General features: G+C 46.2%; 16 protein-coding genes. 8 read left to right on the forward strand and 8 right to left on the reverse strand.

What is annotated here, in order from left to right:
* The first annotated feature begins 335 nt into the window (after positions 1 to 335).
* A complete protein-coding gene (locus EIZ48_RS15840) occupies positions 336 to 485 on the forward strand; it encodes a hypothetical protein (protein ID WP_160653307.1) in 150 nt (49 codons plus the stop codon).
* 113 nt (positions 486 to 598) lie between these two features.
* Here the strand turns inward: EIZ48_RS15840 and EIZ48_RS15845 are convergent, their stop codons facing one another.
* The 3 genes from EIZ48_RS15845 to EIZ48_RS15855 form a co-directional block, all read right to left on the reverse strand.
* Positions 599 to 2398 (reverse strand): alpha-amylase family protein, encoded by a 1800-nt coding sequence (locus EIZ48_RS15845; protein WP_160653310.1) that lies wholly within the window; start codon positions 2396 to 2398, stop codon positions 599 to 601.
* 126 nt (positions 2399 to 2524) lie between these two features.
* On the reverse strand, positions 2525 to 3457 hold the full coding sequence (locus tag EIZ48_RS15850) for a MalM family protein (protein WP_160653313.1): 933 nt from the start codon (positions 3455 to 3457) through the stop codon (positions 2525 to 2527).
* Positions 3458 to 3587: 130 nt separating this feature from the next.
* Positions 3588 to 4880: a carbohydrate porin gene (locus EIZ48_RS15855; RefSeq protein WP_160653316.1), complete on the reverse strand. Its 1293-nt coding sequence runs from the start codon at positions 4878 to 4880 to the stop codon at positions 3588 to 3590.
* A gap of 373 nt (positions 4881 to 5253) precedes the next feature.
* Between EIZ48_RS15855 and glgX the strand changes: the two genes are divergently transcribed.
* Positions 5254 to 7203, forward strand: coding sequence for a glycogen debranching protein GlgX (glgX, locus tag EIZ48_RS15860; protein WP_160653319.1), 1950 nt, complete (start codon positions 5254 to 5256; stop codon positions 7201 to 7203).
* Between the two features lie 270 nt (positions 7204 to 7473).
* Here the strand turns inward: glgX and EIZ48_RS15865 are convergent, their stop codons facing one another.
* Entirely contained in the window at positions 7474 to 8580 is a 1107-nt protein-coding gene (locus tag EIZ48_RS15865) for a tyrosine-protein phosphatase (RefSeq protein ID WP_160653322.1), read from the reverse strand.
* 452 nt (positions 8581 to 9032) lie between these two features.
* On the opposite strand from EIZ48_RS15865, the gene EIZ48_RS15870 reads away from it, so the two are divergent.
* The 5 genes from EIZ48_RS15870 to EIZ48_RS15890 are packed head-to-tail and all read left to right on the forward strand — an operon-like array spanning position 9033 to position 14686.
* On the forward strand, positions 9033 to 10163 hold the full coding sequence (locus EIZ48_RS15870) for an efflux RND transporter periplasmic adaptor subunit (RefSeq protein WP_160653325.1): 1131 nt from the start codon (positions 9033 to 9035) through the stop codon (positions 10161 to 10163).
* Positions 10156 to 11463, forward strand: coding sequence for a TolC family protein (locus EIZ48_RS15875; RefSeq protein ID WP_240152989.1), 1308 nt, complete (start codon positions 10156 to 10158; stop codon positions 11461 to 11463). The genes EIZ48_RS15870 and EIZ48_RS15875 overlap by 8 nt, the downstream gene beginning before the upstream one ends.
* Positions 11460 to 12677: an ABC transporter permease gene (locus tag EIZ48_RS15880; RefSeq protein WP_160653328.1), complete on the forward strand. Its 1218-nt coding sequence runs from the start codon at positions 11460 to 11462 to the stop codon at positions 12675 to 12677. The genes EIZ48_RS15875 and EIZ48_RS15880 overlap by 4 nt, the downstream gene beginning before the upstream one ends.
* A gap of 1 nt (position 12678) precedes the next feature.
* Positions 12679 to 13959: an ABC transporter permease gene (locus tag EIZ48_RS15885; protein ID WP_160653331.1), complete on the forward strand. Its 1281-nt coding sequence runs from the start codon at positions 12679 to 12681 to the stop codon at positions 13957 to 13959.
* A gap of 28 nt (positions 13960 to 13987) precedes the next feature.
* Positions 13988 to 14686, forward strand: a complete 699-nt coding sequence (locus tag EIZ48_RS15890; protein ID WP_160653334.1) for an ABC transporter ATP-binding protein — start codon at positions 13988 to 13990, stop codon at positions 14684 to 14686.
* A 109-nt stretch (positions 14687 to 14795) separates the two neighbouring features.
* On the opposite strand, the gene EIZ48_RS15895 is transcribed toward EIZ48_RS15890, so the two are convergent.
* Positions 14796 to 16433, reverse strand: a complete 1638-nt coding sequence (locus EIZ48_RS15895; RefSeq protein WP_160653581.1) for a glycoside hydrolase family 13 protein — start codon at positions 16431 to 16433, stop codon at positions 14796 to 14798.
* Positions 16434 to 16670: 237 nt separating this feature from the next.
* Here EIZ48_RS15895 and EIZ48_RS15900 point away from each other — a divergent pair, with 237 nt between their 5' ends.
* Positions 16671 to 17585: a LysR family transcriptional regulator gene (locus EIZ48_RS15900; protein ID WP_160653337.1), complete on the forward strand. Its 915-nt coding sequence runs from the start codon at positions 16671 to 16673 to the stop codon at positions 17583 to 17585.
* A gap of 99 nt (positions 17586 to 17684) precedes the next feature.
* Here the strand turns inward: EIZ48_RS15900 and EIZ48_RS15905 are convergent, their stop codons facing one another.
* The 3 genes from EIZ48_RS15905 to glgC all read right to left on the reverse strand — a co-directional run bounded on the left by EIZ48_RS15905 (position 17685) and on the right by glgC (position 22642).
* On the reverse strand, positions 17685 to 19571 hold the full coding sequence (locus EIZ48_RS15905) for a methyl-accepting chemotaxis protein (RefSeq protein WP_160653340.1): 1887 nt from the start codon (positions 19569 to 19571) through the stop codon (positions 17685 to 17687).
* Positions 19572 to 19908: 337 nt separating this feature from the next.
* Positions 19909 to 21414, reverse strand: coding sequence for a glycogen synthase GlgA (gene glgA, locus EIZ48_RS15910; protein ID WP_439126582.1), 1506 nt, complete (start codon positions 21412 to 21414; stop codon positions 19909 to 19911).
* A 10-nt stretch (positions 21415 to 21424) separates the two neighbouring features.
* A complete protein-coding gene (gene glgC / locus EIZ48_RS15915; protein ID WP_160653346.1) occupies positions 21425 to 22642 on the reverse strand; it encodes a glucose-1-phosphate adenylyltransferase in 1218 nt (405 codons plus the stop codon).
* Between the last annotated feature and the right edge of the window lie 240 nt (positions 22643 to 22882).

The following is a 22882-nucleotide window of genomic DNA, read 5'->3' on the forward strand; positions in this document are numbered from 1 at the left end:
TGGCTCACTCCCAAAGGGCGAGTTTACTTGGCTTCTATGCGTTGTTACCGATTATTAATTTAGAGCCACTAGATTTTCTAATCGGTGCCTAGCCTACAAGCCAAGTAATTCTCGCTGAAACGAGCATCTTGAGGTAGCTTGGGTATATCTACTTCTTCCATTCTCAGAAGGCGAACCGCCATGCAGGATAGATCCGTATTACCCTGTTGCTTTAAACCGGGAAAGTCATCACTTCTGTGTAATAAATGGCAAGAAACATGTTCTATATGTATACCCAAATAACTCCTGCCGGGTTCATTTGGATTGTAGACGTAAAGCTGTTTACGAGGAGAAGAATGATGAAGTTGAAAGCACTACTGATTGCCGTCAGCTTATTCTCTGTCAACATTGCTGTGGCATCTGATCACTGTAGCTGGTACATCGAAGATCGTGGCTGGTGTACACCGTATTTCCCGACTAGTGATCCTTACCCTCCTAAGAAATAAGTGACAAGTTATCTCAGGACGGGACATCGTCTTAAATGACAAAGCCGCTGAATATGTCAGCGGCTTTACTTTATTGACCTGATCTGGACTTATCTGCTCAGATAGTTGCGAAACTAGCTCAGGGCAAACGCCTTCGAAGCCAGCGGCGGTAGTTCGATACAGACATTGCCTTTTCCGTCTGCAACCGATAGCAATACGTCTTCATTGCCATAAAGCTGCTCTTTCAGCTCGTAGGTACCATCTCTGAGGCTCCATGCATCGATTAAAGCCGCAGGTATAATAACGTCTGTGGTGCCATGATCACTCTCGGCAAAGTTGGCAATGATCAACAGTTTTTGCTGTTCGTCATATCGACTGAAACAAAATAGCTGATCGTTATAGCTCGGATTGTTCTTCCGGTTATAACGGTGAATCTCTTGGTATTGACCCGTCATTGCCGAGTTAGTCAGCGAGAAATTAAGCAGACGCTGGTAGAAATCGCGTAATGCCTTTTCTTCATCAGTGAGTAAACCGCCGTCAAACTCACCATCGTTCATCCAACGCTGGTGACTAGGGACGCCATAATAATCAAAGATCGTCGTACGTGATTTAAGACCAAACCCGGCATCATCAGCACCGGCTTCACCCACTTCCTGCCCGAAATACACCATGGTCGGTGAGGTACTCAACGTTGTCGACACCAGCATCGCTGGTATGCCTTTGTTGGCATCTCCGGCAAACTCAGGGCTGGCGACTCGCTGCTCGTCATGGTTATCAAGAAAGTGCAGCATATGGTGTTCAATATCTTCCAACTGCTCCTGCACTTCGGCAATCGCATCGGTAGAGCCCTTGCCCTGCATCACTAACTTCAGGCTGTCATACAGATCCACTTTGTCGTAGAGATAGTCCATCTTACCGAGGTGGATATAGTCACGATATAGGTGCGGCTGGTAGACTTCAGCCATCAAGAAGGCATCCGGGTTTGCCTGCTTGATTGAAGAGTTCATAAAACTCCAAAACTCAACCGGTACCATTTCCGCCATGTCATAACGGAAACCGTCGACACCAAGCTTTAGCCAGTACAAGGCGATATCACGGAATTTAATCCACGAATCAGGTACTGACTTATCTTGCCAGAATAAGTAATGCTCATGGTGATCTTTTAGCTCATACCCCTTCGGTAACTCATCAAAATCTTTAGTCCCATCTGGTTTGACACCATAATTTACCTTGACCGTTTCGTACCAGTCATCGAAGTTTGGCTGAGCCAAGCGCGAACCATTACCGGTCCATTTGGCAGGGTACTCTTCATAAGAGGTATTCAAATCCGGATGGGCTTCGCCGCCTAGAGGCAGATAACCATTTTCAGGTTCTGGCAGTCTGAAGGCTTCGCCCGGAATGTAATAAAAATTATTATCCCGGTGATAGGCCTGTGTCGTATCATCAGATGCGCCAAAATCCTCGACACCGACCGGGTTCGTCAGTCCTTCGTAACGTCGTGCGACATGATTCGGTACGATATCAATGATGACTTTCAGGCCATGTTGATGGCTACGCTCTATAAGAGCCTGAAACTCTTCAAGACGCCTGGCCGGATCGACGGCAAGATCAGGATTAACGTTGTAATAGTCTTTTACTGCATATGGCGAGCCCGCGCGCCCCTTTACCACACTGGGATGATCGGCACTGATCCCATACTGGCTATAGTCTCGTACCAACGCATGATGAGGCACACCGGTATACCAAATATAACTTACACCCAGCTGACGGATCTCGCTTAATGCTTTATCCGTAAAGTCATTGAATTTCCCGACACCGTTTTCCTCAATGGTGCCCCAGGCTTTATTGGTTGTGTTGGTATTTCCAAACAAGCGAGTAAATACCTGATAGACAACATGCTTATCAGGTGTTTTGAGTTTCTTAACGTCAGTCATGATAGGTTAACTCAGAAAGCTAATAGTGGAGATTAGAGAGATGCGAGAACGGGTAAAGGCTTACCCGTATTCTCAAACCACACCAGGACAGATGGTCATCGCCCTGGCGTGGTCAGTTTATAGCGGCTACTTTTTGATAAGCTCAACGAAAGTCGTTTCGGCTGAACGAGATCCGGCACGCTTGGCTTCTTCCAGGAGCTGAAGCGCTTTGTGCATATCATTCTTCTCAACAGCGGCTTTAATTTGAGAGTTATAGAAGGCCTCTGTTTCAGGCAACATAGCCGGTGTACTTACCGTATTGGTGCTAGATTGCTGTGTCGAGGCTGCAGCTGCAACAGGCACAGGCGCAACAACGGCAGTAGTCGGTGCCTTAACAGGTGCCTTTTTCGATACTGGAGCCGTTGCCGAGGCTGAAACAACGAACTCGTCAGCACGATAAGAGCGCAAATTCAGCGGTTTCAGATCCAACTCTAGTGAGCCAAATTTCTGATGCTGAATGACAGGATCGGTCACCATAGGCCTCGCCAGGCCAAGTTCTTCAGCACGAAGACGCTCCGGATGAGGGATCGTGATCTCGCCTTCGCGGTAATCCAGTGGTGAGTAGATAACCATATAAGGCGTTGTTTGCTGATCCATTACAATACGATGCTGGTAGCTTGAAAGGCTAAATAGGTTTGCTGGCATGACATCAAAGTCATCAAGAGCAATGGTCTTAACAATTTGAAATTCAGGGTCTAACAAAATAACTTTTGGAGCAAAAACACCGGCAATTTTCATCCAGCTTTTTACATCAACTTGCAGGCGTTCGATATTGCGAGGGATAGCAAATGCCGCAAAATAGCTTTTCCCTTCAGCGAATTCACTCACTTGAGAATAGTCATCAATGATGAAATCAATCTTATCTCCATTCATTGGCACCCAAGAAAACTCACTAAATGAGTTACAACAAATTGGTGCAGCCACTGCGATATCTTTTGTTAATTCAGTTGAAGGGGAAGCCGTACAGCCAAGTAAACTTGCCGCCAGCAAAGCCGCAAGTGTTGTTTTAATTATTTTCATCTTTGATCTCCCATACCCTAACAACATTTCCCGGGTATATATCTATTAGCATCCGGACAAATCTACAGCAGAATCCAATAGATATATACTCAAAAAGGCAGCCCTTGGGCTGCCTTTAACATTAAATGGCTTAGAACCAGATTTCAGTGTGAACACCAACAACAACTTGGTCATCACCGTTGCGAATACCGATGATACCAGCACTCTCCTCATCGTCAGCTTTAATGTAGCTTACGTAAGGTTTGATTTGTGGACGACCGAAGTAGTCAGCATTAACTGTGAACGCTGAAGCTAGTTCTAGGTTGATGATATCACTCTCAACAGAGTCGCCAGAGCGGCCCCAGTAACCATCTTTACCTTCTTCGTGACCGTAAGAAGCAGTCATTTCAAGACGTAGGTTATCGTTTACTTTGTAAGAAGGACGAACCGCTGCGATGTAACGCTTAAGATCTTCAGCACCAAACAGTTCATCCAGAGCACCGATGTATGTCAATTCAGAACCCATCTGCCAGTTATCTGAAATGTTTAGTACACCGTATGAAGTCAGGAAGATTGACTGTGCATCATCATTACCGCCAGCCCAGCTACCGAAGTTTACGCCACGGTTTTGTGCAACGCCTTCACCGTATGCGATTGCAGTCTGAGTCCAACCGTCTAGACCGTAGTAGTCGCGGTTATAAGTAATTGCCATACCTAAGCCGCTGTCAGAGCTTGAGTCTTGGTTCGCCTGAGACATTACTTTCAGATCGAAATCAAAGCTGCCGCCAAGTGCTTTTACACCGTAGTAATATAAATCGATGGATGTAAGCGTCTTACGCTCACCTTCAGGTAATAAGTCAATACCGCTAGGGAACTTATCTGCATCAGCAGAAACTACAGCAATACCTGCTGTGTTGCCAGCCAGTTTAGTCTGGATACCAGCACCAACACCTGAAGACTGTTTCCAGAACTCACCAGAAAGAAGACCTGCTGCTCGGTTGAAGTAGCGCTGACCACCCCAGATAGATGTATCTTCACCTAGGAAAGAAAAGCCACCAATTTCGACATAAGTTTCTTTCACTTCAAACTGAGCTTGGTCGTTATCTTTCTGGCTACCAGGTGATGAATATGCGTAAGAGTTACCATTGCCATATTCAGAGCGAACAACAAAGTCAGACCAAACGCCATTCTGGTGCTCAGTGTGTTTCTTAATTACAAACTCAACCTGGTTAGTACTTTTACCGTGTGTACCTGCAGTTTTGTAGTCAGGCTTACCAAATTCAGTATCAACTGTCTCGCCTTCTACCATACGGTAGTTCATAGAGCCATAGCCGTGTACTTCCCAGCCGTCAGTAATTACGTCTGTTCCGGATTCTGCTGCTACGTTGGCGGAAGCTAGTGCGGTTAGTAATGCCGCTGCTACAGGTACTAACTTGTGTTTCATAGGAATGTCCCTTCATAATTATTGTGTTGGCTACTATCTGGCAGCCTTTCTTTCGGGACTCATATTCAGCTTTCATTCAGACAAACACATCCTCCTAATACCGGGGGGAGTAGGGAGGAGTAGAGGGGCGTAGTAATTAGGGTGTAGCGATGTTTCGTGATACGCCTCACGAAGATCAGGCGTAATACTGTAAGAAAAATACGAAAAGTAAAAGAAAAATAAGAGGCCAGTCACTTATTTGAACTAATAATGAAATAATCAGTAATCTTAATTAATTTAAATTTCTATCAAAAAAAATCATTCCTTGACTGACGAGATTTTCCCGATTTAATAACGGGTATAAATAGGTAAAATAAGCAAAGAGAAGTACCAAATGTTTGCTAAATTAGCTCAACCTTATCCACTAGGGGCTACATTGTGTGATCAAGGTTGTAATTTTTCAATTCACTGCCCAGATAACCAAGAAATTAAATTAATTCTGTTTGACGCTGAAAATAAAAGAACAACCATTGAACTTGGCAACGAATATATGGGATGCCGGTATGTATTTGTTCCAGGCGTAAAAGCAGGACAGCGATACGGCTATCAAATTAGAGACAAGCACGAACTCCGGCTAGTTCTCGATCCATATGCCCAAGCACTGGATAAAACCCCCTTTTATGTAGAACCTTTCACTGCAGATAAGAGCTGGGAATTTGCAAAGTCTGTTGTTGTTGATCACCAATTTGATTGGCAACAAGCGACACTACCGCAAGTTCCTTATGAAGAAACCGTGCTGTTCGAAACCCATGTCAAAGGTTTCACCAAGCAACACCCCCAACTCGACGAACAGCACCAGGGTAGCTATCTCGGTTTATGCCAACCCCAAGTTATCGAGTTCTTTAAAGATCAGGGAATCACCACCCTTCAGCTATTGCCTGTCACTTCCTGTATGTCAGAGCCGCATTTGCTGAAAATGGATAAGGTCAACTTCTGGGGTTACAACAGCCTGTGCTTCATGGCCCCCGAACCACGCTACGCGGCTAACGATGCAGTCACCGAGCTGAAAACCATGGTCCGGGAACTGCACAAAAACGGCATCGAAGTGATTATGGATATCGTATTTAACCATACCGCTGAAGGTGGCGAAGGCGGTCCTAAGTTCCACTTCAAGTGCCTGGATAAAAACTACTACCTACAAGATAGCAACAAGAACTACCTCAACTACACAGGTTGCGGCAATACCGTCGATCTCACTTACCAGCCTAGCCTCAATATTGTATTAGATACCCTGCGCAACTGGGTAACCCACTATCAAATTGACGGCTTCCGCTTTGATCTGGCTGCCACATTGGGACGAAAACGAGATCGTTTTGACACCCAAAGCGCCTTTTTCAAAGCCATCGCCCAGGATCCTATCCTACGGCAAGTCAAACTCATTGCCGAACCATGGGATGTGGGCCCTGACGGCTATCAGCTCGGTCACTTCCCGCGTGGTTGGAACGAATGTAATGACCGCTTCCGAGATACGGTAAAAAGCTACTGGCTGGAAGGCAATAATAACGTCAAGGAGTTTGCGACCCGACTGATGGGGTCGCGGGATATGTTCAGTGCAGGAGGCTGGCCGGACAAACTTCCCGTCAACTTTATCTCATACCATGATGGCTTTACCCTGCATGATCTTGTCTCTTACAATCATAAGCACAACCATGCCAATGGCGAGAACAACCGTGACGGGCATGGCGACAATCGCTCTAACAACCATGGGGTAGAGGGTGAAACGTCCAACTATTCCGTGATATACAAGCGAGAGCGACAAAAACGTAACCTGATGACAACCTTGCTGTTCAGTTTTGGGATCCCTCACCTGCTTGCCGTGGACAGCCTTTCGCACACCCAGGGCGGCAACAACAACGCCTACTGCCAGGATAACGAGATTAGCTGGGCCGACTGGGATCTTAGCAAGGATGATAAGCGCTTCAATACATGGCTAACGCAAATGCTGGCAGCGCGAAAACAGATAATGAGTCCGTTTATTAAAGCCTTCAGCGGGCATGAACGCGGCCATCACCGTATCCACTGGCATCGTTCCAACGGTCAGATGATGACGGCCGAGGACTGGCAGGGACTCAATGCTTTTGCCCTCTATCTGGGGTTATACAAAACAGGCAACGAGCTGATGTTCCTGGTCAATAGCTCTGATATCCCTACCCGCTATCGCCTGCCTAGCGGAAGTAAATGGTCCGTCGTTTGCGATACATCCGAATCTCGCCTCAACCAGCGACAGGTTCAGACGACCTATATGCAAAGTGCCAAATCGATGACGATTCTCTATCGCGAATAATCATTATACCAATCTGGATAAGTAGTTGTTCAGATAGTTGCGCAGGAAAAATCACTTAAAACAAGGCATGAATTGCAGATAACTAGTTGCTCTAATTACAAAATTCATAACACAGTTATAAGTGATTTTAACCAGCAAGAATGATCAAATACTTATGTAGATTGGTATTACACCTTGCCCATGTCAGAGGCAGCGGACGAACAATAGCCCAGCTCATGCTGGGCTTTGTTATACGCCAATAAGGAATTACTGGTTAGAAACAGGTATCACCTACGCGTTACAAGCCAAATTTCGACAGGCTTTGTCAATGACTGCGCCTGATAAGCCCAAACTAGGCAGATAGCGCTTAGCGACAACATCATTGTCAAAACAATCCTCCCCCAATGCGCGACACAAAGCCTGTTCGAGCAAACGGAAGCTTCGGTACTCCCCAATAGCCATCTTGTTAGTCTGCAAATAATTCTGCCTAATTTGCGCTTTGTCGGCCCCCATCAATAGCTGAAGAAAGCCAATAATCACACCGGTTCTGTCCGAACCCAAGCGACAATGCACATGGTAAGGACCTGGGTTGTCCGCAATGTATCGGATCACCGCCCGTATTCCGCTTTGAAAACCAAGCTCCTCGGCATTAAAGCTTTCATCACGATCTGACATAAAATAGACCGTCTCGTAGGCTACCGGTACGTTTACAACCTGCTGCTCTAACCACAGTGTTTTGTAATAGCTGGCTGGAGCCGAACGGATATAACTGGCCAGCTGTTGTGATGTTTCAGATAAATTAATCACAGTACGAACACCGTGCCGTTCAAGCAATTTCATCGCGACGCCCTGACGCTGTACTTCAACATCACACAGAGCAACATGCTCAGAACGGGATGGAACAAGCGGATGATAAGATCGAAAAAGGTTACCCTCAGCGATATTCCCCCCTTCAACCTGACGAAAGTTTGCCAAGGTATATTCGGACGAGAACTCTGCCGCTGACTGTTTGACTTTAAATGAACATTGGCTGTCTTCGGCTATTTGGAACAGCTCTGTTTGGCTGATATTTTCCGGCAACAATAAGTAATTGCACCCGCCGTTACCTTGACTATCAAAGCTTTGGCTATTGAAGTAATAGCCAACCGGGTATTCATTGTTAAACGGAAGCGGCTGAGACGCATCATCCCCCCATAGACAGTATTCTATATAACCTGAGTTACCAATTTTGTTCAGTTCATTTCTCGTTTTTCTCAGTACAAAGCCGTTGCCGTTTTTTTCAAATTTGAATGCCGCCTGCTTTTGCCAATTACTGAAAGTCCCAACCAGATAAAGCTCATCTCCCCGATAAGGCAGCGTGAAGATAACATCATGCTCTGTATATTGATAATGCAGCATTTTCTTCCCATAAAATTGTATTTGTTAGTACAGCAATTCAGCCTGTAATAATGAAATCAGCCGAGGTTGCAATATCCCTAATTTCGCAGACAGTGAGCACAATCATTTGATCACTATCAAAAAAACACCCCGTCATTAGATCTTTTCTTTCGTGAGCCGATTTGTATGATTAATACATATAGTCCAATTTTATTACGAGTTAAAACTGAGTGCCAGAGCTAATGACACCAAGTGTTTCTACAAGAGGTCTTAGCGGCTCTTGCATGAACACCCTGCCATAAAATGATAATTACTTATTGACTTACGATAACTAATTACTGTTTAATGCTTCTGGAAATCAAACTGTCTCATACAAAACATGACAAATAAGTACAAAGAATCGTTGTCTGTTTAGGCATACTTTCGCTGCGATTGACACTCTCTTTATCACCTTTTCAACCACGGAATTCATTATGAAAAAACGCTGGATAGCAATGTCATTGACTATTGTTTGCTTGGCCGGTGTCGGGTATTACTTGTATCCAGTATCGGAGACTGATAACACTCTGCCTGTCATTACGGCATCAATCGGGACGATTGAAAAGCAAGCAGTCGCTGTTGGACAGATAGTTCCAGCCCATTCGGTACAGATAAAATCCCAGATTGAAGGGATTGTCGGCGAGGTTTATCACCAGGAAGGTGATAATGTTGAAGTCGGTACACCTCTATTTAAAATTCGTCCCAATCCAACACCTGCGCGGCTTACCCAGGCAATGACTGAACTGATGGCAAGCGAAGCCGAGCTAGAATCCAGTCAAATTCAGCTAGATAACCTTAAACGTCTTGTCGTTCAGAAAATCGTACCGGAAAACTACGGGCAATATATTGAAGCTAAGGCCAAAGTGAAGCGAGCAATTGCCGATCTTCAGCAAAAGCAACAAAACCTGGATTTAATCCGCAGTGGCGAGTCTTCGATAGGGACATCAAAGCTGACATCGACTATCTTCGCCCCCATCAGCGGTACGGTTCTCAACCTAAAAGTAGAAGTTGGCGAGCCAATCATCTCAACTGAATCCAGCCAGTCCGCAACAGAAATGATGTCACTGGCGGATATGAAGGACATGATTTTCAAAGGCAGCGTCAGCGAGCATGATGCGGCGCAACTTCATGTCGGCATGCCCGTTACACTGACTCTAGCTCCGTATTCTGACCAAGAATTAACCGGCATCTTAAAAAAGGTTGCCGTCCAGTCAGAAAAGCTAAATGCGACAACAAGCAATAAGAACCAGAGCTTTGATAATGGCTTTGAGGTTGAAGTCGGTGATATTCAGTTCCCGGAAGGCATTACAATCCGCTCCGGCTTCTCGGCAACAGCCCAAATAACCCTTAAAAAGGCGGAATCGGTTACGACCATTCCGGAGCGTGTATTGCAGTTTGAGGGAGAAACACCGGAAGTACTGGTCGCCGACGAATCTAAGCAGGGCTTCCATACGAAACCTGTGAAGCTAGGCCTGTCTGATGGCATTAATGTTGAGGTGATCTCAGGCCTGTCTGACGGAGATGAGATCGTAGATTCAAGTATGATGGGAGGTCCTAATGTCTAACCATCAATTATATGGGCGGTTCAAAGATACCGTCATGCCAAAAGCACTATATTCCGGGCTATTTCTGTTACTGCTAAGCACAGGTATGCCAAGTTACGCTTTGACGATCGAACAAGCCTGGAACGCAGCAAAATCTTATGACCCCAACTACCAGAAAGCACTGATTAACGAAAAAGTAGGTGAGGCAAATATTCGCAGCAGTCGTAGTCAGTTGCTTCCGGAATTATCACTTGGTGCCAGCAGCAACTGGAATGAACACGACAAAGATAGCAATGGCTACGACGTGACTTTAACTCAGGTTCTGTGGGATAACAGTAAGTGGTCACAACTGGATGCATCTGAAGCATCTGCATTGGAATCGCAATTAAGAAGCCTACAGGCACACAACGACTTAGCTGAAAAACTCATTACTGCCTATCTGGAACTGGCCAAAGCTCAGGGAGATCTTCGCCTTGCGGAACAAAAGCTAAAAGAAGGAACTAAGATGCTCAATGTCATTGAGCAGAAATTTAAAGCTGGCAAGGTAATGTCAACCGAGTTCGAAGATACCCGGGCAAATCAGCTTGATATTGAAGCCGAACTGTTGGCTCGACGCTCCGAGCTTGAACAAAAGAAAGCGGCCCTCGCAGCCTTGATAAACCACTTCCCACAACAAATAGATGAAATTAGTACCAAGAACCTGACCCAACCGCGTATGGCTATTGAAACTGAAGCGGAATGGCTAGCCATGGCGAAAAATAATAGCCCCGAGCTACTTGCTGCCAAACAAAAACTCAGAACGGTCGAGCTTAAGCAGGAACAGGCGCAGTCTGGTTACTATCCGGTCGTCAACGGGCGGGTTATGTATAGCGATAACGACAACGCCCATCATAGTGATTTAAATGCCAGTATCTCTGTGAGCTTACCGCTTGATCTAAATGGTGCTACCCGCGCCAGTGTTGATCTTGCCAAACTGGACGTTTTGCAAGCGAAACAAGATGTCCGCTTGGTCGAAATCAATATCAGGGAACTTGTTCAAAGTCGCTTTAATCAGATCGACCTCGATTGGCAACGTGTTGAAATGGCGAAAAAGCAGATTCGCTCACGAGAAAAAGCGCTTGAAAATAAACAAACCGTTTATAAAGCCGGACTTGCGGACGCTGACGATGTGATCACTGCACACAATAACCTGTTTGACAGCCGTAACCTGTTGCAATCATTGCTGTACCAATATTGGTTACATCGAGTCGCACTGTTTAAATCTGTTGGCCAGCTCAACGACGATACCGTTAAGCATATCTCACAGGCATTACAATCATGAGTGCAATGCTTCAACAAACGCTACAAACTCTGCTCGCCCACCGGCTACGAAGTTTACTGGCGATAATTGCCATTATATGGGGGGTTGTCTCGGTATTGGTGCTGGTGGCGCTTGGTGAAGGATTTTATCAGGTTAATACTCAGTCATTTTCGATTCTGATGAGTGATACTCAGTCGGTTTATCAGGGAGTGACCAGCAAGCCCTGGCAAGGATTACCAGCCAGACGGGAGATAAAGATCAGCGAAGCTGAAATGCGCCAGCTGGAGCATCAATCAGCCGTTAAAAAACTCTCGGTAATTTACCAGAACTGGGAGGCATCCGTTACAGATAAGCATGGTCGCAGTTTACCCGGCTACGTCCGAGGTGTTGACAGTCACTTTGTTACCTGGCGCAAGTTCAGGCTAATCAAGGGCTCGCGTAATATCACTCCAAGCGACATTATAAATCACAACCGAGTGGTCGTAGTAGGCTGGCAATTAGCGAATATCGGCGATTTATCTTTAGGCGGACAACTAAAGGTAAACGGCATTCCTTTTACTGTCATCGGCATAACCGAGCAAAGTGAAGGAGGCGTTCGTATGGATAATGACGAGCAACAGGTCATGATGCCAAGTCCTACCTTTACCGATTTATGGCAGAAGACCCCTTCCATGTTGCTGGTTGAACCCGCAGAGGGGATCTCCGGCGTTGTTCTGAGGAAAAGCCTGATTTCATTCTTTGCCAAACAGCAGCATTTTGATCCGACAGATAATCGCGCGCTATATCTGCCTGACTTCAGCCGGGAGGCCAAATTCTTCATGTCATTGCTTCGTGGTATCCAGCTCTTTCTTGGTGCCAGCGGAACTATGACCCTAGCCGTAGGTGCACTTGGTGTTGCCAACATTATGTTTTTATCGGTAACAGAGCGTACACGTGAAATAGGTATCCGTTTAGCTATTGGCGCCACGCCAGCATCCATATTGCTGCAGTTTATTACCGAAGGGGGCTTATTGGTATTAGCCGGTACCGGGCTTGGACTTTTGATCTCTTATGGCACAGTGATACTCATGACGACAGTCGGAATACCTGACTGGCTCGGCATTCCGAAAATTACCCTTGATGCTGTGATAATGACCCTTGGCGTTACCGGTGTATTGGCGCTTGTCGCATCTTTCTTTCCGGCGAAAAGAGCATCCGTATTAACGCCCGTAATAGCCTTAAATGCGAGGGCATGACATGTTTGTAATTCGACAAATATTGCAAGAGATGGCTGCCGAAAAATTACGTCTGTTCCTGACGATCCTGGCCGTAGTATGGGCAACGGTTTGTATTACAGTAATGCTGGCTGCGGGTGAAGGCCTTCGTCAGGGACTGATTAGAAGCTCAGAAAGCGGTAACGGTAAACTGATTTACTTGAATGGCGGCTATGCGATTAAAGATTTCGGTCGATTTCATCAGGGAGAGCAGCTCAAACTAAAGCCCGAGGATATCGGAGTGATCCGTGCCCTTCCGTCTGTTAACAGAGCCGAGCCGAGCGCCCTTTGGACGACTAATGTAACTCATGGGGATAATGGCACCTGGCAGTCGCCTTTGGCCGTCTTTCCGGGATATAAAGATCTGATGGACTTTGACATAGCACTAGGTGGGCGTTGGTTTAATCCAATGGATATAAAAGAACAGCGCAAAGTCATCATTCTGGGCCAGAGTGCCGCCTATCAGCTCTTCAGTGATAATGATGATTTTGACTGGATTGACTCACCGAAATTGACAACCAACCCGGTTGGTAAAACCGTCAAGGTCGGCAATGAAACGTTTACTTTGATTGGCTTATTAAAAAGTGATAGCTCTTATATCGAAAGTGGAACTCCTCTGGATTACGCCGTTTTCATCCCTTTTTCAACATGGCAGCGCTTCAACCCCAATGGTGAATTAAACGCTATCAATATAGAGCCGAAAAAAACCGTTGTTCGGACTGTGGTTACGCAGAAGGTAAAGCAGGTGATCGCACGAAAATACGGGGCCAGTATGGAAGACGATCAGCTTGTTCAGACGCAGGATTTGTTATTGCGTCAGAAAACCATGCGTCGTTTCTTGATTGGACTGCAGGGTTTCCTTGGCATTATTGGCTTAGTTACCTTGGGTGTTGCGGGTATTGGGATTGCCAACGTCATGTATGCAACAGTAAAACGGGCGACCCGTGATATCGGGATCAGAATGGCGGTAGGTGCCACACCAGGCGATATAAAGCGGCACTATCTATTGCAATCTTTACTGACCATGACAATAGGCGGCGTGATCGGGCTAATGTTGACATTTAGCCTGATAGAACTTCTTCAAAGTATACCGCTCGACGGCAACGTCATTTATGACGAATTAGGGAAGCCTAAACCTGAGCTGTCAATGCCCATTGTAGTCATTGTTGTGCTGTCCTTGGCCCTTGTTGGCATTGCTGCAGCATGGTTTCCAGCCAATCGCGCCGCCACTATTACGCCATTAGAAGCATTGCAAAATGACTGAAAGAAATAATCAACCAAGCGGGACAAGTATGTCGACATCGACCCCAATAGTACAATTACAAGATATTAGTAAGCACTATCAAAGTGGCGAGGAAACGGTTCGCGCACTGGACCAAGTTTCACTTGAAATAAACCGAGGGGAATTCCTATCAATTCTGGGGCCGTCGGGTTCAGGTAAATCAACACTCATGAATGTGTTAGGCTGCCTCGATAAGCCCACTTTGGGTAATTACCACCTCAATAATGAAGATGTTTCAGTCATGACCAGTAAACAACTGGCGATGATACGCAACCAAAACATCGGCTTCGTTTTTCAGGGATTCAACTTGTTGGAATATGCCAGTGCGTTGGACAATGTCGCGCTGCCTTTAGTCTACCGAGGGATAAAAGCAAAAGCGCGGCGAGAAAAAGCGGCATATTTATTAGAACGAGTCGGGTTGGGCGATCGCATGGATCATAAGCCGAACCAGCTGTCTGGCGGTCAAAAACAACGTGTGGCTATTGCCCGCGCGCTAGTTAACGATCCGCAGATCATCTTAGCTGACGAACCAACAGGTGCACTAGACTCACGATCAGGTGCCGAAATTGAAGCCCTGTTCAATGAATTACACCAGGAAGGAAGAACACTTATTGTCGTAACTCACGATACCGCACTAGCAAAACACACACACCGCATAATTAACATCAAAGACGGACAAGTGGTTGGAGATGAGCGTCTTCACCAGTAATACGACTTACCGCTGATGACCATAAAAAAAAGCTCTATTCAAACAACTATTGAATAGAGCCAAGACAATGAATGGAGCTATAGCGAGTTAATCATTCATGTTGTATTCGTTATGCAGGCAGCAATACCGCAAAAGACTCATACGGTTTTAGCGTTACCGTTTCCTCTATTTGCTGGCGATAGTCATAGTTGGAAATAATACATTCAACATTAGCAGCTTGCAGCTCTGCCGGTATATTCAATACCACCTCTTCAGAGGTGAAGTTATTCAGAACAAACAAACGGTGTTGCTCATCAACACGGACATAACCGAACACTTTATCGTGATCTTCAAATACAGGTTCAAAGTCACCATACACAATCACCGGTAAAGCTTTACGAAGCTCAATCAGCTTCTGATAGTGATAGAAAATGGAGTTCTGATCTTCCAGGGCAGCTTCTACATTAATCTCCGGATAGTTAGGGTTAACCTTTATCCATGGCTGAGCCTGAGAGAATCCGGCATTATCCGTTTGGTCCCAATGCATTGGCGTTCGGGCATTATCGCGGCTATTTTCGTGTACCGCAGCCAGCATTGTTTCAGGTGCAACACCGTTCTCGGTTCGCTCTTTGTAGAAATTCAGGGTCTCGATATCACGGTAATCATCAATGCTGTCGAAGGCAACATTGGTCATACCGATTTCTTCACCCTGATAGACATAAGGCGTGCCCTTCATCATATGCATCGTTGTCGCCAGCATCTTGGCCGACTCTACACGATATCGACCGACGTCACCGTACTTAGAGACCACACGCGGCAAATCATGGTTATTCCAGAACAGGGAATTCCAGCCTTCCTCAGCCAATTCTACCTGCCATTTAGTCAGGGCACGTTTGAACTGAGGCAAGTCAAGATCGATTGGATTCCACTTGTCACCGTACTTCCAGGTCAGAGAGATATGCTCAAACTGGAATACCATCGAGAACTCGTTGCGTGCAGGGTTGCTATACAGCTTGGCAATCTCAGGAGTGGCATCCCAGGTTTCGCCTACCGTTAACAGATCTTTTTTGCCAAAGGTCGCCTGGTTCATTTCCTGGATCAACTGATGAAGACGCGGACCATTACCCGTGATCTTCTTGTCAATTTCTTTGCCGATCAAGTCAATTACGTCAAGGCGGAATCCACCAATACCCTGATCGATCCACCAGTTGATCATCTTGTGTACTTCTTCCTGAACCTTCGGATTTTCCCAGTTCAGATCAGGCTGCTTCTTTGAAAAGATATGGTAGTAGTATTCACCCGTCGTCTCATCAAACTCCCACGCACCACCGCCAAACACGGAACCTTGATCATCTGGCACAGAACCGTCTTCTTTTGGCTGACGCCAAATATAGTAATCTCGATATGGGTTATCTTTTGACTTACGTGATTCAATGAACCACGGGTGCTCATCGGAAGTATGGTTTACCACCAAATCCATGATAATTCGAATGTCACGCTGTTTGGCCTCAGCCAGTAGCTGCTGCATGTCTTCCATGGTGCCAAACTCAGGGGCGATATCCTGATAATCAGAAATATCATAGCCATTGTCATCCATTGGCGAGCGGTACACTGGTGATAGCCAGATCACGTTTACACCCAGTTTTTTCAGGTAATCCAGCTTGCCGATGATCCCCTGCAGATCCCCCATGCCGTCATTGTTAGAATCACAATAGCTACGAGGATAAATCTGGTAAACAACAGCATCATGCCACCACTTCGGCGTCATCTTCATGAAAATTGGCTCCCTAAAAAGGCAAAATCAAACAAGTGATATCTTTATTGCCGATATCATAAAACTGTTTTCTGCGGTTTTAAAATACATAAAACCCAAAATGATATAGATATAATCTATATCAAAGCGGATTTAGGCGACCATGATCACAAGAATTAGGCATTGCGCATTTTCTTCGATTCAAATAAATGTGAGACTTGTCGTTATTATTTTCCTGTTCTTCTTTTCCCTATGGATAAAAGCTACAAACAATTCCTTATCGTTGCCGAACTGGGCAATATCAGCCTGGCAGCCAGCCACCTAGGGCTCAGCCAGCCGACACTGACCAGCAATATGAAAAAGCTGGAAGCGAGCTTTGATGTTCCGCTCTTTATCCGTAAATCAAAAGGCGTAGAGCTCACCGAGTATGGCCAGCTCTTACAGGAGCAGGCTCTTGAACTACAACGTCGCCATGATGCCCTGCTACACAAAATGGCCGATCTCAAAGAGCGAAAGACCGAGAAGATCAGAATGGGGACAGGTGATGCCTGGTGGGAGGTGTTCGTCAAGCAAGCACTGCAACAATACAGCCACAATTACCCTTCTATCTCTATTCAACTGGAGTTCGGTAACCACCTCAAGCTAATGGATATGTTGATCCATGGACAAATTGACCTGTTTATCGGGCACGAAATCATCGGCCTGTCACGACGCTGTAATGTCAGCTTTATACCTCTTCTCCAGGATAAAGAAGCCCTGTTCGTTCACCAGTCCCATCCGTTACTGCTCAATCAGGGAAAAGACTCCGATACCGAACTCTACCCGTTGCTTCAGGTCACGCCGGACTCCGAAACCTATCAGCACCTCATCGAGAACCCGCAGCCCAAACAACTGGAGCGGGAAAGGAAAAAAGTCTCTGAGCGCATCGTCTATGAGATCAACTCACTCACGGCAAGCATAGATATCCTCACGACCACCACTGCAATCATGCCCTACCCGCTGAGCATGGCTGATTATTTCTCGCAATCGAATATCGTACCGCTCACGCTGGATCAGAAGGCCCAGACCGGAACTGTCGGAATTTACCACCTCAATGAGCCCCTTGTTGACCATGTCAATGACATCAAGCATCAGCTAATTGCCTGCGGACAGCAGCTCAGCGAATAACTCTATAAAAAAGCCTGCGATACCGACTAAGGTTACGCAGGCTTTCAGTTCTAGGTTCAGGGTATTAAACCCTGACTGTATGCAACCAACTTAATTTCGTTACACTACGAATGTCGCCACTTTGTCATTCAGGTTAGTTGCCTGAGTACTAAGGTGCTCAGCCTGCTGGCGAGCCTCGCTGGCATCATTCGCTAGCTGATCGGTCACATCTTTAATCGTGGTTGTATTCTGTGTGATTTCATCGGTGACATGCGTTTGCTCTTCCGCAGCTGTTGCAATCTGAGTGGCCATATCACTGATCATGGCTACCGAATCATTGATTTGTTCCAGTGCCGCCGTCGCCTGATCGGCATCATCTACCGAGCACTGTGCCAGTTGCGAGCTGGTTTCCATCAGGTTAACGGCTTTAGATGTCGTTTGCTGTAATGTCGCAATCATTGACTGGATTTCTTCTGTCGAGGTATGAGTTCGCTGAGACAACACTCTTACTTCATCTGCCACAACAGCAAAACCACGCCCCTGCTCGCCTGCGCGTGCCGCTTCGATAGCCGCATTCAGGGCCAGCAAGTTCGTTTGTTCAGCAATCCCCTGGATGGTCGACAAAATACTGTTGATCCCCTGGGCATGGTCATTAAGTTCACTGATAACCGTTGTCGCTTCGCTCACTTCTGTAGCCAGATTATTGATTGATACCTTGCTCTGAGCCACCAGCTCGCTGCCGCTGTGAGTATGAGTTGTCGAGTCCTGCGCCGCCCGGGCAGTCTGTTCGGCATGAGAAGCAATTTCCTGAGTCGCTGAAGCCATCTCTGTAACAGCCGTTGCCACCATAGCGATCTCATCTTGCTGGCACTGTAGATCACGAGCCGACTTATCTGCGCGTTGTACCCCTTCACTCGACGTCTGGCTTAGCTCAACACCTTGGGTACGAATATGGCCAATCAGCAACTGCAAGCTGGCTACAAACTGATTAAAGTTTGAAGCTAACTCACCCACTTCATCCTTGCTGTCCAATTCTATACGCTGGGTTAAATCGCCGCCGCCCTGCGCGATCAACGCCAGGGCATTGGATACTTGCTTCAGAGGCCTGAACAAATACCCACAAAGCAGGTTAAACAAGAAGACACAAATAATCACAACCAGCAGCGTCGTCAGCATTTGATCATAGAGCGTACTGTAAAGGGGCGCCACGACAGAGTCATAGTCAATCACAACAACAGTGTTTAGCCCCTTGCCTTCAATCGGCGCAACAAAAACAAAGCTTTCATTACCGTTTAGTACCTTCTTCTCGATATGTCCTTCACGAGCTAAGTTCTTGATCAAGGTATCAGTCAGATCGCTGTCAATCGTGCTAATCGCCTTATTCAACAGCGATGAATCAGCATGAGCAAAAACATTCCCTTCGGCATTAGCGATGAACATGTACCCTTCACCAGGCAATGTCACCTCCTCCAGCTGTTTGATGATGTTCGCCATCTCGACATCCGCACCAAGCACTGCACGCTGGCCTGACACTGTTAACGCCTTGCCCATAGAAACAACCGTTGCGCCTGTTGCTGCCGCAATCGTCGGGTTTTCTACCGTTACAGCGCCATTAAGTTTAATGGCATTTTGATACCAACCCCATTTGCGCGGATCGTTGTTGCCCGGAGGAAGCTGGACATCATTGGCATTCACCTGACTTCCATCGCTAAAGGCAAGAAACACATTGTCGAATTTTGCCGAGTCCCGAACCTGTTTTAAGTGTTCGGTCAAGGCATCATTTGCCGCATTCACTGGCATCGCCGACAGAGCCGAGGCTTTTGAATCCATCCAATCAATAACGTAATTGTTATAGGCCGATGCAACACCGCGAAGCCGATCATTAAGATCATCATCAAGACGACCCAACGAGGAGATAAATGAAAGTGCTGTCACCAGCATTCCACCCAAGATAATGGCGATACTGGCCGAAAGCGCCAGTTTTTGCCGAAGAGTTAGATTAGACATTGATTCCCTTTACGATTCTTATAATACAGCTATACGCATATAATTTTTTCGGCAACATAAACAGTGCCGTATACGGCTTGAAAATAAGCCCCCCGACTTAAGCGAAGATCAAATGCCCGCCATTTATTTCAAGCTTCAAAATTATTACACTTTTATTATACTGTTCAAAGTATCAGCAGTGATTTCTTGACTCACGTCGACAAAATAAATGCCATCAGAGGATAATCAGCCATTATGATGAGCGGTTGTATTCCAGAAAAAGCAAAGCCCTCATGAAAGAGGGCTTTGAGAGGATATTGCTTGCTATCTTATTAGCTATAACTGAGCAGCAGCTATTCTACGCTAAATACTCGGGAGTCTGAGGGGAAGCAACACGTCCCTGCTCTTGTCCCATGTACATACTGACATATTGCTCAGCCGATTCTTTCCATTCAAACTTACACGCCATTGCATTTTGCTGCAGGCGCTTAAACTCTTGTGGTTTCTGGCTGTATAACAACAGGCTGCGCTGGAGTTTGATCAGCAAGGCTTCCGGCATCGGTGCATCAAAAATAAAGCCCGTTGCCACCTGCGGAGTCTGATCATAGTCGATCACGGTATCTTTCAGACCACCCACCCCACGTACAATCGGCAAGGTGCCATAGGCAAGACTATACATCTGATTCAATCCACACGGCTCAAACTCAGATGGCATCATAAAGAAATCTGCACCGGCCTCGACACAATGTGCCAGCGGATTGCTGTAGGCCTCGACAAACGCAAACTTCTCTTTATGCGCTTCACTTATATCACGCAGTGCCGCAGCCAGCTTGGGATCACCCGTACCAACTATCACCACCTGTACATCATTGACCAGGAAGTCTTTCAACATCGGAATGATATAGTGAATACCCTTTTGCTCGGTCAGACGGCAAACCATTCCATAAAGCGGTACATCTTCAACCGGTAGGCCGACCTGTTGCTGTAAATCACGTTTACACGCTTTTTTACCTCGCACCAGGCTAACCTTATTGGCTTTAAAACTCTGCTTAATAAAGGGATCCGTTTCTGGGTTCCAGTCTTGATAGTCACAGCCGTTCACGATGCCGTAGAGATCAGCAGCACGGGCCTGAAAGTCGGCTTCCATTCCGTGCGAGCCTAAATGCGTGAGTAATTCAGAGGCATAATTCGGGCTGACGGCATTGACCTTGTCGGCATAAGCCACACCGGCTTTTAGCATGCTGACATGGGAAGGGTCGACTTCAGCATTGATATAACGACGCTGAATCAGCTCAGGGATCAAACTGTACTGATCGTAATTAAATACGCCTTTGAATACCGCATTATGGATTGTGATCACGCTTTTCGTCTGGGCAAAAAACGCATCATCGGCGTACCGAGTCCTGAGCAGGAAGGGAACCAGGCCAGTATGCCAATCATTACAATGAACAACATCCGGCTGAAAGCCCATCTTCTCACATAAATCTAACGATGCGGCACTGAAAAATGCAAACCTTTCACCGTTGTCAGAATATGCCTGGTTGTTTTCCGCATACAGTTCGGGGCGCGCAAAATACTGAGGCGCATCAACGCCGTAGACAGTCACCTTGCCACTCTCCAGCGCCTTCACCTGATAACTCACAGGTGCCGGCTGAGGAGCTACATATAACTCGGTATCAAGCAGTGTCTCTGCCTGCTCAGAATTTGCAACCTTCTGATACAGCGGCATGACAATACGAACATCATGCCCCATTTCTTTAAGCGCTGAAGGCAATGACTTGGCAACGTCAGCCAAACCACCGGTTTTGACCAAACCTTCGACTTCAGACGCCACAAATAAAATCTTGAGCGATTTTCCTGACATCGGTTTCTTTCTAGTAACCAACTTTTGCTCCTTTTGGTATCACGACAATTCCTTCGTCTGACACATGGTACTTCTTCTTATCTTCTTCAAGATTCTCACCGATAATCGTACCAGGTGCGATATGAACATTCTTATCGATAATAGCACGGCGAATCGAACAGCCTGCACCGATCTTTACATCACCCAAAATGACTGACTCACTGATGGTGGTGCCATGATCAACATTGGTACGGAAGCCCAATACTGACTTATAAACTTTAGCGCCACGAATATAGCTACCAGCCGATATCATACAGTTATTGGTATCAACCTTGTGCTCATCACTATCAAGCACTGTTGCGGGCGGGAGTGGCGGATAGAAGGTGTGCAGCTGCCACTGACGGTTATATAGAGAAAACGGTGCATCTTCTGACAACAAATCCATATGTGCCTGCCAGTAAGACTCGATGGTACCAACATCGCGCCAGTATCCTGTACTCTTCTCTCCCGGGATCACATTGGTCGTAAAGTCATAGACAAATACTTTACCCAGCGGAAACAGTTTAGGAATAATATCTTTGCCGAAGTCATGGCTTGACTGTTCGTTGACTGCGTCTTCCTCGAGCTCTTTACTCAGTACGCCAGTTTCAAAAATATAGTTCCCCATGGAGACTAACGCATGATCAGGATCACCCGGAATCGACTTCGGATTCTCAGGCTTTTCCTCAAAACCGACCATGCAGCCATTGGCATCCACTTCTATCACCCCGAAAGCACTGGCTTCACTCAACGGCATACGTAGGGCCGATACCGTTAGATCCGCTTTCTTCTCCAGGTGGTAGTCAAGCATCTGCTTAACATCCATTTTGTAAATATGGTCGCTACCGAAAATACAAACTTGATCCGGCTCTTCGAGTTCAACAAAACGCAGATTCTGGTAAATAGCATCTGCCGTGCCATCATACCAGCGCTTACCCATCCGCATCTGTGCAGGGATCGGGTCAATAAACCGGCCCGTAATACCTGAAACATTCCAGCCTTTCTTCATATGTACGTAGAGTGACTGAGATTTAAACTGAGTCAGTACATAAATCTTCATCAGATCAGCATTAAGGAAATTATTTAATGCGAAATCTATCAGGCGGTAACTACCTCCAAATGGCACTGCAGGCTTTGTACGCGTATCCGTCAACGGACGCAGACGCGACCCTTCTCCACCTGCCAAAATCATTCCTAAAACACCAGCCATAGTGTACCTCCTTGTTAGTAAGCAATCATGCTCATATATATCACATTTCCATGCTTATTGAGAATGCTTTTGCAGTGAATCTTGATTGATACATTACAAAAGTAAAAATTTATTACAACGTTCACACTTATTGGTATGACAACTACTCCTTTCACTCCGACAGTGACTGTCTCGTCCTCTTATTTATTGGTGGGAAATATCAATAACGAGATTTTATATAATTGTCATAATTCACGGAGC

It is taken from the genome of Photobacterium alginatilyticum (assembly GCF_009910675.1).
GTDB classification, from domain to species: domain Bacteria; phylum Pseudomonadota; class Gammaproteobacteria; order Enterobacterales; family Vibrionaceae; genus Photobacterium; species Photobacterium alginatilyticum.